Below are 15,036 nucleotides of genomic sequence, written 5' to 3'. Positions count from 1 at the left end.
AGGGGCGGGATACCGGCACCGACGTCGGTGGGGTTCGTGGAAACGAACCCAACATCGTGCAGCTGGAGCCATTGTTGGGTTCGCAAGAGCGAACCCAACCCACGAAACCTCTCCCTCAACCCGCCAGCCACACCGTGTTCAGGTGCATCTCGCGGGCGAAGTGGTATTCGAAGCCCTGCACCTTGTCGGTGCTGGCGGTGAAGATCTTCAGCCAGAACGGGATGATGGCGATCGCGTCCTCCTGCATGATCTCTTCCAGCCGGTGCACCAGCACCTTGCGCTTCTCGAGGTCCAGCGTCGCCTGGGCCTGGTCGAGCACCTTGTCGAATTCCGGGTTGGCATAACCGGTCTCGTTCCAGGCGACGCCGCTGCGATAGCCCAGCGCCAGCACCTGCACTGCCAGCGGCCGGGTCAGCCACTGGGTCACTGAGAACGGCCATTTGGTCCAGCGGTCCCAGAAGGTGGCGCCGGGCAGGACGTTGACCTTCAGGTCGATGCCCGCCGGCTTGACCATCTCCGACAGCACCTGGGCGGTGTCGATCTCGTGCTTCAGCGCGTCCTGGCAGTTGATCTCGATCGACAGCCCGTCCGGGTAGCCGGCTTCCGCGAGCAGCTTCTTCGCCTTGTCGATGTCCGGCGCCGGCAGCGACAAGGGCGTGTATTCCGGATGGATCGGCGAGACGTGGAAGTCCTCGCCGGGCGTGCCGAAGCCCTGATAGGCCAACTCGGTCAGGCGCTTATGGTCGACGCAGGCCTGGATCGCCCGGCGCACCGCCTTCTTGTCGAAGGGCGGCTCGCTGAGGCGGAAGCGGGCGACGCCGGTCTCCGCCGTCAGCTTCTCGTACTGCTTCAGCCCCGGGATGCCCTGGACCGCGGGCAGCAGGTTGACCGGCACCTGGCTCACCAGGTCGACCTGGCCGGAGCCCAGCGCCGCCAGCCAGGCGGCCGGGTCGCTGCCGAGGTCGATGTACTCGACGCCGTCGAGATACACCTCCTCGCCCCAATACTCCGCCGCCGGCCGCTTCTCGAACACGGCGCGCGACCCGACCGCCACCTCCTTCAGCCGGAACGGGCCGGTGCCGACCGGGGTCTTCATCAGGTTGGCGCCGGATTTGGCGAAGTCGCGATGGGTGATCAGCGCCGGATAATCGCCCAGGCTCTCCGGGAACTGCAGCATCGGGCTCTGCAGGTGGAAGCGCACGGTGTGGTCGTCGACCCGTTCGATCGCGTCGGGCGCCATCTTGACCGCGTCACCCTCCTTCACCGTCAGGCCGCTGAACCGGCCCTGGTTGGAGGAGCCGGTCTTGCTGTCGAGCCAGCGGGCGAAGGTGGCGATCACGTCGTCGGCGGTGAAGTCGTCGCCATTGTTCCACTTCACCCCCTTGCGCAGGTGGAAGGTCCACTGGCTGACGTCGTCATTGGCCTCCCACTTCTCGGCCAGCCAGGGCCGGGCGACGTCGTCGGTGCCGATCGACACCAGCGGCTCGACGATCAGCCGCGCGACATTGCCCTTCTCCGACCAGTCGTAGATCGCCGGATCGGCGCAATCCATCACCGGCATGCCGATGCGGAGGATCCCGCCCTTGCGCGGCGTGTCCTGCGCCATGGCCTGCGGGATCGCGGCCTCGCCGGTGATCCGCCCGGCCAGGGCATAGGCGGCCGGCGCCGCCATGCCCAGCAGCGCCGCGGTGCGGATGAAGTCGCGCCGCCCGATCCGGCCGGCCTTGAGCTGCTCGGCCATCGGCGGAATGGCCGGATGCAGACGGCCGGACGTCTCGTCGTTGCTCATGCTCAGCTCCCTGTTTTGGTTCAGTCTTGTTGGGCCTGGTCGATGGCCAGGTCGTGGAAGGCGCGGGCCACCATCAGGTCGAGATGGCCGCCACCGGCATTCTTGAACAGGGTGATCTCCTCGGCCGAGCGGCGGCCCGGAGCGCCGGCGCACAGCTCCGCCAGTTCGGCGACGACATCCGCCGCGACGATGGCGCCGGCGGCGATCGCCTGGGTGAACTCGCCGCAATGGCCGACGGCGAAGCGCCGCGTGTCGACGAACAGCCAGGCCCGGCGCATCGCCTCGTCATCGGCCTCGCGCATCTCCGGCGTGAAGGACCCGACCAGGTCGACATGCGTCCCCGGCTTCAGCCAGGCGCCACGCAGCACCGGCTCGCGGGACGCGGTGACGCAGGAGACCATGTCGGCCGTGCGCACCGCCGCCTCGGCATCCTCGACGGCTTCGATCTCGATTCCGGGGACGGAGAGGCCGGCCGCCAGCTTCTGAGCTTTCTCCGCCGTGCGGTTCCAGATCGCCACGCGCCGGATCGATGGGCGTACAGCCAGGAGATAGCGGATCTGCGTCTCCGCCTGCGCGCCGGCGCCCAGCACCGCCAGCGTCGCCGCATCCGGCCGGGCCAGCAGGTCGGCGCCGAGGGCGGAATCGGCCGCGGTCTTGGCGCGGGTGAAGCTCTCGCCGGTGATCAGCGCCTGCGGCCGGCCGTCCTGCCCGTCGAACAGCACGACGACGGAGCGGATGTTCGGCCCGGCGCCACGCGCTTCGTTGCCGGGAAACACCGCGGCCAGCTTGGCGCCCAGCGCGGCACCGGGCTGCCAGGCCGTCCAGGTCATCAGGCTGTTGGGTGGTTCCTCCAGCAGCAGGCGCTCGACCGCGCCGATCCCCTGCCGATGCCCGTCGCGCAGCCGCTCGACCAGCCAGATCGGGTCGACCGACAGCGCATCGGCATCGATGGCGAGGATCGCCGCCATCACACGTCCTTCAGCAGCCGCAGCGCGTCATAGACCGCGGCGTGGATGTTGCGCGAGGAAACGGCGTCGCCGATCCGCCACAGCACCAAGCGGCCCTCCGGGTTGCGCCGCACCGCCTGCGGCCGGTTGGCGATCATCGCCTCGTAGTCCACCGCGCCGAGATTCGACGACAGCGGCTTCAGCACGAAATACAGCTCGTCCAGCGGCAGGGTGCCGTGCTCGACCACCACCTGGTCCGCCCGCTTCTCGACCCGGCGATGCCCGTATTCGTCGAGGAAGCTGGCGACCAGTCGGTTGCCGTCGCGCCGCACGCTCTCCAGCCGCAGGTTGATCGTGACCTCGACGCCGTGCTCGGAGAAGGCGCGGAAATAGGCCGGGTAGCTGGTGCCGCCGACATCCGGGGCCAGGGTCCGCTCCGGCGTCACCAGTTCCAGCCTGCTGCCGGCGCCGGCGATGAACTCCGCCGCGGTCAGGCCGGGATGGGCGCCGTTGTCGTCGTACAGCAGCACGGTCTCGGCCGGCTTGGCGGCGCCGGACAGGATGTCCCAGCTGGTGGTGACCAGCTCCTCGCCGGCATCGAGGAAGCTGGTGTTGGGCAGGCCGCCGGTCGCCACCACCACGACATCCGGCTCCTCGGCCAGCACGTCCCCGACCTCGGCATAGGTGTTGAACCGCATGACCACGCCGTGCCGCTCGCATTCCGCCATGCGCCAGTCGACGATGCCCAGGATCTCGCGCCGGCGCTGCAGGCCGGCGGTGATGCGGATCTGGCCGCCCGGCTGGTCCGCCGCCTCGAACAGGGTGACGGCATGGCCGCGCTCGCCGGCGACGCGGGCCGCCTCCAGCCCGGCCGGGCCGGCGCCGACCACCACCACCTTGCGCCGCGGCCCGGCGGTGCGGGCGACGACATGCGGCATCGTCGCCTCGCGCCCGGTGGCGGCGTTGTGGATGCAGGCAGCTTGCCCGCCATAGATGCTGTCGATGCAGTAGCCCATGCCGACGCAGGGGCGGATCTCGGCCTCGCGCCCCTCCATCACCTTGCGGGCGATGTGCGGGTCGGCCATGTGCGGCCGGGTCATCCCGACCATGTCGAGCTTGCCGCTCTCGATCGCGTGGCGGGCGGTGGCGACGTCCTGGATCCGGGCGGCGTGGAAGGTCGGCACCTTCGCCACCGCCCGCACCTCGCCGGCGAAATCGAGATGGGGGGCGGAGCGGGCGCCCATGCCCGGGATGACATGCGACAGCGCCTCGTCGGTGTCGATATGCCCCTTGATGACGTTGACGAAGTCGATCAGGCCGGAGGCGACGAGCCGCCGCGCGATCTCCAGCCCCTCGGCCTTGGACAGGCCGCGCTCCCAATCCTCGTCGCAGACCATGCGGGTGCCGACGATGAAGTCCGGCCCGACCCGGTCGCGGATCGCGCGCAGCACCTGAAAGGCGAAGCGCAGCCGGTTGTCCAGGTCGCCGCCATACTCGTCGTCACGCCGGTTGGTGGCCGGCGACCAGAACTGGTCGATCAGGTGGCCGTAGCATTCGAGCTCCAGCCCGTCGAGGCCGCCGGCCTGCACCCGCTCGGCACCGTCGGCATAGGCGGCGACGATGCGCTCGATGTCCCAGTCCTCCATCGCCTTGGGGAAGGCGCGGTGCGCCGGCTCGCGCACCGGGGAGGGGGCGACGACCGGCAGCCAGTCCTCCTTCGACCAGCTGGTGCGGCGGCCGAGATGGGTGACCTGGATCATCACGGCGGCGCCGTGGGAGTGCACGTCGTCCGCCAGCTCCTTCAGCCAGCGCACCACCTCGTCCTTGTACAGCAGGATGTTGCCGAAGGCCTGCGGGCTGTCCGGCGCCACCACGGAGGAGCCGCCGATCATGGTCAGGGCGATGCCGCCCTTCGCCTTCTCGGCATGGTACAGGCGGTACCGCTCCTTCGGCAGGCCGTCCTCGGTATAGGCCGGCTCATGCGCGGTCGACATGAAGCGGTTGCGCAGGGTCAGGTGGCGCAGCCGGTACGGCTGCAGCAGGGGATCGGCGTTCGACATGTCCGTTGGCGGATCGTTGTGACGGTTTCACTCTCCCGGCCTGCCGGCGGATGGTAAACCGAAATTCCTTCACGCCGGCATGAGCCCAGTCGATGCAAACCCTCCGCGGCAGCCTGCCCTCGCTCAACGCCCTGGCGGTGTTCGAGGCGTCGGCCCGGCGGCTCAGCTTCTCCAGGGCGGCGGAGGACCTGGCGATCACCCAGTCGGCGGTCAGCCACGGCATCCGCCAGCTCGAGGCCTCGCTCGGGCTCGACCTGTTCATCCGCCACCATCGCCGGCTGGAGCTGTCGCCGGAGGGCGAGCGGCTCTACGCCGCGGTCGCCACCAGCCTGTCCGCCATCGCCCAGGCGGTCGACGACATCACCGGCCGGTCCATGGCGGCGGCGCAGCGCGAGATCGTGATCGGGGTCTCGACCTCGATGGCCGCGCATTGGCTGCTGCCGCGCTTCGCCGCCTTCCGCACCGCCTTTCCCGCCATCCCGCTGCGCATCCAGACCATCGACCGCGACGCCGATCCGGGCTCCGACGGGATCGACGTGGTGATCCGGCTCGGCGACGGCAAATGGCCGGACCACGACACCATCCCGCTGTGGGAGGAGCATGTGCACGCCGTGGCCAGCCCGGCCTATCTGGCGGCGCATGGCCCGCTGCGCGACGCCGCCGACCTGCACCGCTGCCAGTTGATCCATTACGAGGACGCGCTGCGCCGCCGCGCCACCTGGGGCGAATGGTTCGCCGCCCTCGGCCTGTCGGCGCCGGGGCCGGCCCGGTCGCTGCGGGTCACCGACCATACGGTCGCGCTGCAGGCGGCGATGGACGGGCAGGGGGTGACGCTGGGCTGGCGGCCGATCATCGACGACTTGATCCGGACCGGCCGCCTGGCCGACGCTTTCCCCCGGCACCTCGACACCGGCCGGCGCTTCTACATCGTCACCATGCGCGGCGCCGCGCTGCGCAAGCCGCTATCGCTGTTCTGCGACTGGCTGGCCGCCCAGGCCGCGGCGATGAAGGGCTGGTGAGGCCTCACGCCCCGAAGCGCAGCACCACGGAGAAGCCTTCCGTCGGGTCGCGACGGAATTCGATGCGGCCGCGATGGGCCTTCATCACCTCGGCGGCGATGGCGAGGCCGAGCCCGGTGCCGGCGCCCGAGCCGGAATGGAACGGCTCCAACGCCCGCGCCCGGTCGGCCTCGGGGATGCCCGGGCCGTCGTCGTTCACCTCGATCCAGGCGCCGTCCGGCCCGCCCCCGACACGGACCGACAGCCGTGTCTCGGCGCCGTGGACCAGTGCGTTGTGGATGATGTTGGACAGCGCCTCGCGCAGGCTGACCGCATCGCCCTCGATCACCACGACCTCGTCCGGCGCCTCGAAGGCGATGCGCACATCGCGGTCGAAGGACAGCGGCACCACGGCGGCCAGCACGGTGCGGGCCAGCTCGACCAGCTCGACCGGAACGAAGGCGCCGATCTCGGTCCGGTGGATCACCATGGCGTGGTTCAGCAGCTGGTTGGTCAGCCGCCCCAGTTCCGCCGTGCGCTGCCGCACCCGCTCCATCTGCTGCTGGCGCCGGCTGGCCGACTTTTCGTGCCCCAGCAGCTCGACCTGGGCGCCGAGGGCCGCCAGCGGGGTGCGGATCTGATGCGCGGCGTCGGCGATGAAGCGCTGCATCAGCGCGATGCGGTCGGCCAGCCGTCCCATGAACAGGTTGATCGAGGACACCAGCGTCCGGATCTCGGTGGGCGTGGCGAGGTCGAGCGGCTTCAGGTCGTCCGGCGCCCGGTCGGCCAGCGCCTTCTCGATCCGGATCAGCGGCGCCAGGGCCCAGCGCACCGCGACCGCGCCGGCCACCATCGTCAGCACCCCCATGGCCAGGACGATCAGCACCGCCTGGCGGGTGAGCGAACGGGCCAAAGCGTCTCGCGCGCGGGTGGTCTGGGCCAGCACCACCGTCGCCCAGCCACCGTCGGACTCGTCCATCTTGCGGCCCAGCACCGCCACCCGGACCGCTTCGCCCTGGAAGCTGCCGTCCTCGATCACCACGCCATGGCGGGCCTGCTGCGCCGTGGCCGGGTCGAGCGCCAGGTCCGGATAGCCGGCCACCACCACGCCGCGGGGATCGACCACCTTGTAGTAGACGAGGTCGTAGGCGGAGAGGGAGGCGAAGGCGGCGACCGGCGGGTCCAGCGCCAGCACTCCGCCCTGCATGAACACGTTCTCGGCCACCTGCACCGCGCCGCCGACCAGCAGCCGGTCATAGGCCTCGCCGGCGGCCAGCCGGGCGTAATGCGCCGCGGCGGCGATCACCGCGGCCGTGCCCAGGCAGACCACCACCGCGATGAACGCGAGGATGCGGGCGTAGAGCGAGCTGCGGATGCGGTCAGCCGACGACAAGCTGGTACCCGAGGCCGCGCAGGGTCCGGATCTCGACCGAGGATCCCGCCAGCTTGCGCCGGATCCGGGTCACGTATTGCTCCACCGCGTTCGGGCTCGGCTCCTGGTCGAAGCTGTAGATCTGGTCCAGCAGGTCGTCCTTGGAGACGATGCGGCCGGGCCGGGTGGCCAGGATCTCCAGCACCGTCAGCTCGCGCCGGGTCAGGTCCAGCGGCCGGCCCTGGACCGCTGCGAGCCGCGCCGCCCGGTCGATGGTGACGTCGCCGCAGGTCAGCACATTGCTGCTGTCGCCGGTCCGGCGGCGCAGCAGGGCCCGGGCCCGTGCCTCCAGCTCGCGATAGTCGAAGGGCTTGACCAGATAGTCGTCGGCCCCGAGGTCGAGCGCCCCGACCCGGTCCTCGACGCCGGAGCGGGCAGTCAGCACCAGCACCGGGGTCGACCGGCGCCGCGCCCGCAGCTCCTTCAGCAGCGCGATGCCGTCGCGGCCGGGCAGCATGATGTCGAGCACCAGCAGGTCGTAATCCTGCACCCCGAGCATGTCCCCGGCCGCGTCGCCGTCGCGCTCCCAGTCGACCGCATGGCCCATGCGCTCGAGCCGGGCGACGATCGCCTCGCCGATATCGGCCGTGTCCTCGACCACCAGGATGCGCACGTCCTCTCCCTGTTTCCGCTCCGAGTCAGGCTGGCGTCAGCTTGATGCGGAACACTCGTGGCCACGGACCGCCGATCGCGGTGCCGCAAGACGCCCAGGGAGGATATATGGCCATCGCGCCGCCGCCGCCAGCAGACGCTGCCCTGCTCTCCGTCCGCCAGGTCACGCTGCAGTACAAGACCGACCAGGCTGTCGTCACCGCGACCCATCGCGTCGATTTCGACGTCCACCCCTCCGACCGCTTCATCCTGCTCGGCCCCTCCGGCTGCGGGAAGTCGACCCTGTTGAAGGCGATCGGCGGCTACATCGCACCGACCGAGGGCGAGATCCGGCTGAAGGGCCGCGAGGTCTCCGAGCCCGGCCCCGACCGGATGATGGTGTTCCAGGAGTTCGACCAGCTGCTGCCTTGGAAGACGGTGCGCGAGAACGTCGCCTTCGCCCTGATCGCCAGCCGCCGCCTGGGGCCGGCGGAGGCGCGCGACCGCGCCGCCCATTACATCGAGAAGGTCGGCCTCGCCAAATTCGCCGACAGCCACCCGCATATGCTGTCGGGCGGCATGAAGCAGCGCGTCGCCATCGCCCGCGGCATGGCGATGGAGCCGGACGTGCTGCTGATGGACGAGCCCTTCGCCGCCCTCGACGCCCTGACCCGCCGGCGCATGCAGGACGAGCTGCTGCAGCTGTGGGAGGACACGCGCTTCACCGTGCTCTTCGTCACCCACTCGATCGAGGAGGCGATCCGCATCGGCAACCGCATCCTGCTGCTGTCGCCGCATCCGGGGCAGGTGAAGGCTGAGCTGAACAGCATCGGCCGCGAGGCCTGGGGCACCGCCGCCCAGGGTGCGCTCGAGGAGCGCATCAACGACATGCTGTTCGTCCATTGAGGCACCGGCCATGACCGATACGACACTCGCTTTCCGCCCCGAGATCCTGCGTGAAACGCCGAAGACCGACATCCCGCCGGTCGAGAAGGCGATCTCGCCGATCGAGCGGATCTACCGGTTGGGCTTCGTGCGCAAGACGCTGATTCTGCTGGTCCTGGCCCTGCTGTGGGAGGGCTACGGCCGCTGGCTCGGCAACCCGCTGCTGTTCCCGTCCTTCACCGAGACCTTCACCGCCTTCCTCGACAACATCGGCAACGGCGTGCTGCCGGCCCGGGCGGTGGCGTCGCTGCAGACGCTGGTGATCGGCTACGCCATCGGCATCGCGCTGGCCGCGGTGCTGACCACGGTCGCGATCGGCTCGCGCATCGGCGCCGACCTGCTGGAAACCCTGACCTCGATGTTCAACCCGCTGCCGGCGATCGCGCTCTTGCCGCTTGCGCTGATCTGGTTCGGGCTGGGGCAGGGCAGCGTGATCTTCGTCCTGGTCCATTCGGTGCTGTGGGCGATCGCGCTGAACACCCATTCCGGCTTTCGCGCCGTGTCCAACACGCTGCGCATGGTCGGGCTGAACTACGGGCTGCGGCGGCTGTCGCTGGTGCGGCACATCCTGATCCCGGCGGCGTTCCCGTCGATCCTGACCGGCCTCAAGGTCGGCTGGGCCTTCGCCTGGCGCACCCTGATCGCGGCCGAGCTGGTGTTCGGCGTCTCCTCCGGCTCCGGCGGCCTCGGCTGGTTCATCTACGAGAACCGCAACCAGCTGGAGACCGCGAACGTCTTCGCCGGCCTCTTCACCGTCATCCTCATCGGCCTGTTCGTCGAGAACGTGGTCTTCGCCACGGTCGAGAAACGGACGATCCGCCGCTGGGGCATGCAGCACTAAAGCCTTTGTGCAAGAACGGGCCGGATCGGCCGGCTCGGATACAGGGAGGACACCATGGGAGTGATGAAGCGTCTGGCCGCGGCGGCCGTCGCAGCGGCGATCGGGCTCGGCCTCGGCAGTTCGGCGCAGGCCGAGGTCAGCGAGATCCGGGTCTCCAAGGGCTACGGCATCCTGTACCTGCCGCTGATCGTGATGCAGGACCAGAAGCTGTTCGAGAAGCAGGCCGCGGCCGCCGGGCTCGGCGATGTCGCGGTGAAATGGGTGATGCTCGACGGCGGCAACGTCATCAACGACGCGATGATGGCCGGCACGCTCGACTTCGCCGGCACCGGCGCGCCGGGCTTCATCACCCTCTGGGCCAAGGCCAAGGGCATCCCGAATGTCGAGGTCACCGGCATCAGCGGGCTCAGCTCGACCTCGCTCTGGCTCAACAGCAACAAGCCGGAGATCAAGTCGCTGGCCGACATCACGGCCGAGGACAAGATCGCCCTGCCGGGGATCAAGACCTCGCTGTCGGCCGTGGTGCTGCAGATGATGGTGGCCAAGCAGTTCGGCCGTGAGAACTTCGCCAAGCTCGACCCGATGACGGTCAGCCTGCCGCATCCGGACGCGCTGGCGGCGCTGACCTCGGGCCAGACCGAGGTGCGGGCGCATTTCACCTCGCCGCCCTTCTCCTATCTCGAGGTGAAGAACCCCAACATCCACCGGGTCGCGAATTCGGTCGACGTGATCGGCAACATCACCCTCGACGTGGTCTTCGCCCCGAAGCGCTTCGTCGACGCCAACCCGAAGACAGTCGAGGCCTTCCTGGCCGCGCTCGACGAGGCCAACGCCTTCATCGCCGCGCACAAGCAGGAGACGGCGGAGATCTTCGCCCGCAGCTCGGCGGTCAAGATCTCGCCGGAAGAGGTGCTGGAGATCCTGAACGACCCTGACACCCGCTTCTCCATCACCCCGACCAAGGTGATGGATTTCGCCAATTTCATGCATCTGGCCGGCACCATCAAGGCGAAGCCGGAGAGCTGGACCGAGCTGTTCATCCCGCAGCTGGCGAGCCGGGCGGGGAGCTGACCGGTCATCCGGCGGGGCCCGGCCTCGGGAGGTCGGGCCCCGCCAACCATGTCCGAAAACCGCGAGCGCGATCGCTTCGGACGTGACATCGTCGGGCCATGGAATCGCTCGATCCCGAAGCCTGCTACCGCGCCCTGGTGACCCGCGACCCGCGGTTCGACGGGCGCATCTTCGTCGGCGTGACCTCCACCGGCATCTACTGCCGGCCGGTATGCCCGGCCCGCACGGCGAAGTTCGAGAACTGTCGGTTCTACGCCTCCGCCGCCGCGGCGCAGGAGGCCGGATTCCGGCCCTGCCTGCGCTGCCGGCCGGAGACGGCGCCGGACCTCGCCTCCTGGCGCGGCACCTCCAACACCGTGTCGCGCGGCCTGGCGCTGATCGCCGACGGCGCGCTGGATGGTGGCGAGGCCGGGGTCGAGGCGCTGGCCGAGCGGCTCGGTGTCGGCGGCCGCCAGCTGCGCCGCCTGTTCAAGCAGCATCTCGGCGCCACGCCGGTCGCCGTGGCCCAGACCCGGCGCGTGCTGTTCGCCAAGCAGCTGATCCAGGAGACGCGGATGCCGATGGCCGAGGTGGCGCTGGCCGCCGGCTTCGGCAGCGTCCGCCGCTTCAACGAGACCTTTCAGGACCTGTTCCGCCGCCCGCCCAGCGCGCTGCGCCGCCGGGCCTGGGCCGGGCTGCCGGTCGATTCGGTCGCCGCGGGCGGCGTGACGCTGCGGCTGCGCTACCGCCCGCCCTATGACTGGCCGGCGATGCTGGCCTATCTGCAGGCCCGCGCCATCGACGGCGTGGAGCAGGTCGAGGGCGAGGTCTACCGGCGCAGCGTCGCCGAGGGCGAGGAGATCGGCACCGTCGAGATCCGGCACGAGCCGGCGCGCGACAACCTGAGGGTGCTGGTGCGCTTCCCCTCGGTGCGCGCCCTGCCGGGCATCCTGGCCCGGGTGCGGCGGGTGTTCGACGTCGGCGCCGACATCGAGGCGATCGGCGCCCATCTGTCGCAGGACCCGTTCCTGGCGCCGCTGGTGGCGCAGCGGCCCGGCCTGCGTGCCCCCGGCGGCTGGGACGGGTTCGAGCTGGCAGTACGTGCCGTGCTCGGCCAGCAGGTCACCGTGGTCGCGGCGCGGCAGCTGGCCGGCCGCCTTGTATCGATCTGCGGCGCCGAGGTGCCGGCAGCGGCGCGGCTTAACCCAGCCTTGTCCCGCGCCTTCCCGTCACCGCAGCGTGTGGCCGCCGCCGATCTCGGCGCGCTCGGCATGCCCGGGTCGCGCCGGGCGACGCTGACCGCGCTGGCCGAGGCCGCGATCGCCGACCCGCATCTGTTCCGCCCCTTCGGCACGGTGGAGGAGGCCATCGCCCGGCTGCGCCGGATCCGGGGCATCGGCGACTGGACGGCGCAGTACATCGCCCTGCGCGCCCTGCGCGAGCCCGACGCCTTCCCGGCCAGCGACATCGGCCTGCTGCGCGGCGCCGCCGACGGCGCCGGGGTGCGGCCGACCCCGGCCGACCTGCTGCAGCGGGCCGAGCCCTGGCGGCCCTGGCGCGCCTATGCCGCCCAGCATCTCTGGGCCGCGGATGCTGTTCCGATGCAGCGGATGTCGGGGGCGAAGCATGGCTGAGGCCCTGGTGTTCGACCGCATGCCGAGCCCGCTCGGCGAGCTGCTGATCGTGGCCGACGATTCCGGCCGGCTGCGCGCCATCGACTGGTGCGAGGAGGAGCGGTTGCGCGACCGGCTGGCCCGCAGCCTCGGCGACGAAGACTTCACCCTGCTGCCGCAGCGTAACCCCGCCGGCCTGACCGCGGCCCTGGAGGCGTATTTCGCCGGGGACCTCGCCGCGATCGACACGTTGCCGGTCGAGGCCGGCGGCACGCCGTTCCAGCGGTCGGTGTGGGCGGCGCTGCGCGGCATCGCCTGCGGCACCACCGTGTCCTATGGCGAGATCGCGCGGCGGATCGGCCAGCCCGGCGCCATGCGCGCCGTCGGCCTCGCCAACAACTCCAACCCGATCCCGATCGTCGTGCCCTGCCATCGCGTGATCGGCGCCGACGGCTCGCTGGTCGGCTTCGGCGGCGGCCTCGACCGCAAGCACTGGCTGCTGAACCATGAAGGCGCAGGCAGCCCCCAGCTGTCCCTGGCCATCTGAACCAAAACCCTGGGAGAGAACCGCACATGACCGCCACCCGTCAGGCCGATGCCCTGCAGCAGTTCCGCCGCCTGCACCAGGACGGCATCCTGCTGCTCGCCAATGCCTGGGACGCCGGCAGCGCCCGGCTGATCGAGAGCCTGGGCGCCAAGGCCATCGCCACCACCAGCGCCGGCGTCGCCTGGGCGCATGGCTATCCGGACGGCGACGCGCTGCCGCTCGACCTGCTGGTCGCCACCACCGCCGACATCGCCCGCATCATCCGGGTGCCGCTGACCGTCGACGCCGAGGGCGGCTACAGCGACGACCCGGCCGCGGTGGGCGAGTCGATCGCCCGGCTGATCGGCGCCGGCGCCGCCGGCATCAACCTCGAGGACGGGGCAGGGACACCCGACCTGCTCTGCGCCAAGATCGAGGCGATCAAGCGCGCCGCCGCCCGCGGCGGCCAGGACGTGTTCGTCAACGCCCGCACCGACGTCTATCTGCGCGGCCTGGCGCCGGAGGGCGGCAAGGTGGCCGAGGTGCTGGCCCGGGCCGAGCGCTACCGCGCCGCCGGCGCCGACGGCATCTTCGTGCCGGGCGTCACCAAGCCGGACGAGATCAAGGCGATCGCCGCCGACGCGCCGCTGCCGCTGAACGTGATGTCCCGGCCCGGCCTGCTGGGGGCGGCGGCGCTCGCCGCCCTCGGCGTCCGCCGCCTCAGCGCCGGCTCCGGCATCAGCCAGACGGTGTTCGCGCGGACCGCGGAGCTGGCTCGGTCCTTCCTGCAGGACGGCGTCTCCGGCCCGCTGGTCTCGGGCGCCATGCCCTATCCGGAGATCAACGCGCTGATGACGGAGCGGTAGGTCGGCCCCCAGGGCGGCCGGGGCAACTCAGCCGCCCTTCTTCGTCTGTGAAACACCACCTCCCGCTACGTACGATCCTACTGATTATTCTTTCAGGCGCTCGTGTCCATACAGTAAAGTTCACCATTGAGCGGACCGAAGCAAACCACTCTTGGGCGTCTATTTTTGAAGCAAATAAATCCTGAATTAATCGAGTCAACAGGTTGCTGCAAATGCTTAAGCGACATGAGTCCAGCAGTGGTATCATGTCTGCGTTGCTCAAAAAGACCCATAGTCATCATGGATTTTGGAAAATAATTTCTTGATGACACGAAGATTGTTCCAAAATTATCATGCTCCTCCTCGGGAACCATCGCGGCGAAAGGGGCCCATGTGCCCGCCCGTGGCCACACTTCCAGTGTGAGCTCGGTATGCCATTTGTGACCGAATGGAGTCGGTGCTTGCACATTGAATGTGTTTTTGCCAACTACCCCATCGTGAATCTGCTTCTTCCAACTTGGATCTCGAAGATTGACATACAGCCTGGTTGCTAGAGCAGATGGAAGAATCTCCCGATCGACTGGAGCGGGGAAGATGCCAATTAAAGGGAAATTGCTGCCCTTTTCACGTAGTGCTCGATCTAGGGCGTACGCGATTTCTTCTAGACATGGCTCACTCCGCAAACTGTTCTCAGTCACAAACATTGCCCATGCGGAAACAGAAGGATCCTTTATTGCCGCGTCAACCTGCTGCCAAAGCCGTTTCCCAACTATGAGTTGAGCACGATCAAAGTGAACTTCTAATCCTGTGCCCCTCAGTTCGGAGATCACAAAATCTACGTCCTGCTCCTCATTATCCCTCCAAGCGTATGTTAACCACAATTTGGGTGCCGAGTTCATCATTGTCTCCCTTATCGCTTCGATCAAATAAATGATTCGGACTATCCTGACGCGCAAACTGGGTGTGGTTATCGTACTGACGCATCATAGCCCATGTCAGATGCGGCGAGAATTCACTAAGCTTGTAGAAACTAGCTAGGCGGGAGAACAGGTCGTCGGCGACACGTTGACGTGGTCTGGCTGGGACCTGGTGGTAAGCCTCCGGCGCGGCCGTCGAGCCGCGCCGCCAGGCTGCCCAGGCTGGGCTCGAACCAGATCTCGCGGCCGCGATTGGCCTCCCGCACCCAGTCGCGCAGGGCGCTGCTGGCGGCGAGATGCCGCGAGATGTCGCCGATGACGGCCAGCTTCAGCCGGTAGTCGACCGCCTTCTGCGCGATCTCCCCGGCCAGGCCGGTGCGGAGCTGGAAGAACGCGGCTCCCAGCCGCGAGACGGGCAGGGCGATCACCGAGGCCCCGGCGAACATCGCCTCGCCGGCCCCAGCGCATCACAGACCAGGATC

General features: G+C 69.3%; 14 protein-coding genes. 7 read left to right on the top strand and 7 right to left on the bottom strand.

Features of this window, described 5'->3' with window-relative positions; translation table 11 throughout:
• Window positions 1-115 precede the first annotated feature (115 nt).
• The 3 genes from AAHM41_RS16315 to AAHM41_RS16305 are packed head-to-tail and all read right to left on the bottom strand — an operon-like array spanning window position 116 to window position 4,796.
• A complete protein-coding gene (locus tag AAHM41_RS16315; protein WP_342237616.1) occupies window positions 116-1,789 on the bottom strand; it encodes an ABC transporter substrate-binding protein in 1,674 nt (557 codons plus the stop codon).
• Between the two features lie 20 nt (window positions 1,790-1,809).
• Window positions 1,810-2,757: an ornithine cyclodeaminase family protein gene (locus AAHM41_RS16310; RefSeq protein WP_342237615.1), complete on the bottom strand. Its 948-nt coding sequence runs from the start codon at window positions 2,755-2,757 to the stop codon at window positions 1,810-1,812.
• Window positions 2,757-4,796, bottom strand: coding sequence for an NADH:flavin oxidoreductase (locus AAHM41_RS16305; RefSeq protein ID WP_342237614.1), 2,040 nt, complete (start codon window positions 4,794-4,796; stop codon window positions 2,757-2,759). The genes AAHM41_RS16310 and AAHM41_RS16305 overlap by 1 nt, the downstream gene beginning before the upstream one ends.
• A 92-nt stretch (window positions 4,797-4,888) precedes the next feature.
• Here AAHM41_RS16305 and AAHM41_RS16300 point away from each other — a divergent pair, with 92 nt between their 5' ends.
• The gene (locus AAHM41_RS16300) at window positions 4,889-5,815 is read left to right on the top strand and encodes a LysR substrate-binding domain-containing protein (protein WP_342237613.1); all 927 of its coding nucleotides are present in this window, start codon (window positions 4,889-4,891) and stop codon (window positions 5,813-5,815) included.
• Window positions 5,816-5,819: 4 nt separating this feature from the next.
• Here the strand turns inward: AAHM41_RS16300 and AAHM41_RS16295 are convergent, their stop codons facing one another.
• Window positions 5,820-7,187: a sensor histidine kinase gene (locus AAHM41_RS16295; protein WP_342237612.1), complete on the bottom strand. Its 1,368-nt coding sequence runs from the start codon at window positions 7,185-7,187 to the stop codon at window positions 5,820-5,822.
• On the bottom strand, window positions 7,174-7,839 hold the full coding sequence (locus AAHM41_RS16290) for a response regulator transcription factor (protein WP_342237611.1): 666 nt from the start codon (window positions 7,837-7,839) through the stop codon (window positions 7,174-7,176). Before AAHM41_RS16290 ends, AAHM41_RS16295 begins: the two co-directional genes overlap by 14 nt.
• 107 nt (window positions 7,840-7,946) lie before the next feature.
• On the opposite strand from AAHM41_RS16290, the gene AAHM41_RS16285 reads away from it, so the two are divergent.
• From AAHM41_RS16285 to AAHM41_RS16260, 6 genes are all read left to right on the top strand, one after another.
• Window positions 7,947-8,723, top strand: a complete 777-nt coding sequence (locus tag AAHM41_RS16285) for an ABC transporter ATP-binding protein (RefSeq protein ID WP_342237610.1) — start codon at window positions 7,947-7,949, stop codon at window positions 8,721-8,723.
• A gap of 10 nt (window positions 8,724-8,733) precedes the next feature.
• Window positions 8,734-9,603 carry an ABC transporter permease gene (locus AAHM41_RS16280; protein ID WP_342237609.1) on the top strand — a complete coding sequence of 290 codons (870 nt, stop codon included), beginning with the start codon at window positions 8,734-8,736 and terminating at the stop codon, window positions 9,601-9,603.
• 54 nt (window positions 9,604-9,657) lie between these two features.
• Window positions 9,658-10,674: an ABC transporter substrate-binding protein gene (locus AAHM41_RS16275; RefSeq protein ID WP_342237608.1), complete on the top strand. Its 1,017-nt coding sequence runs from the start codon at window positions 9,658-9,660 to the stop codon at window positions 10,672-10,674.
• A 98-nt stretch (window positions 10,675-10,772) separates the two neighbouring features.
• Window positions 10,773-12,287: an AlkA N-terminal domain-containing protein gene (locus tag AAHM41_RS16270; RefSeq protein WP_342237607.1), complete on the top strand. Its 1,515-nt coding sequence runs from the start codon at window positions 10,773-10,775 to the stop codon at window positions 12,285-12,287.
• Window positions 12,280-12,813 (top strand): methylated-DNA--[protein]-cysteine S-methyltransferase, encoded by a 534-nt coding sequence (locus AAHM41_RS16265; protein WP_342237606.1) that lies wholly within the window; start codon window positions 12,280-12,282, stop codon window positions 12,811-12,813. The genes AAHM41_RS16270 and AAHM41_RS16265 overlap by 8 nt, the downstream gene beginning before the upstream one ends.
• 26 nt (window positions 12,814-12,839) lie before the next feature.
• Window positions 12,840-13,658: an isocitrate lyase/PEP mutase family protein gene (locus tag AAHM41_RS16260; protein WP_342237605.1), complete on the top strand. Its 819-nt coding sequence runs from the start codon at window positions 12,840-12,842 to the stop codon at window positions 13,656-13,658.
• 92 nt (window positions 13,659-13,750) lie between these two features.
• Here AAHM41_RS16260 and AAHM41_RS16255 read toward each other — a convergent pair whose 3' ends face one another.
• Complete coding sequence (locus tag AAHM41_RS16255; protein ID WP_342237604.1) at window positions 13,751-14,536, bottom strand: toll/interleukin-1 receptor domain-containing protein; 786 nt, start codon at window positions 14,534-14,536, stop codon at window positions 13,751-13,753.
• A 131-nt stretch (window positions 14,537-14,667) separates the two neighbouring features.
• The gene (locus AAHM41_RS16250) at window positions 14,668-15,000 is read right to left on the bottom strand and encodes a DUF4180 domain-containing protein (protein ID WP_342237603.1); all 333 of its coding nucleotides are present in this window, start codon (window positions 14,998-15,000) and stop codon (window positions 14,668-14,670) included.
• Between the last annotated feature and the right edge of the window lie 36 nt (window positions 15,001-15,036).

This window comes from Inquilinus sp. OTU3971 (assembly GCF_038440215.1).
Note: the sequence above shows the minus strand (reverse complement) of the source record. Positions and strands in the feature narration are given on the sequence as shown.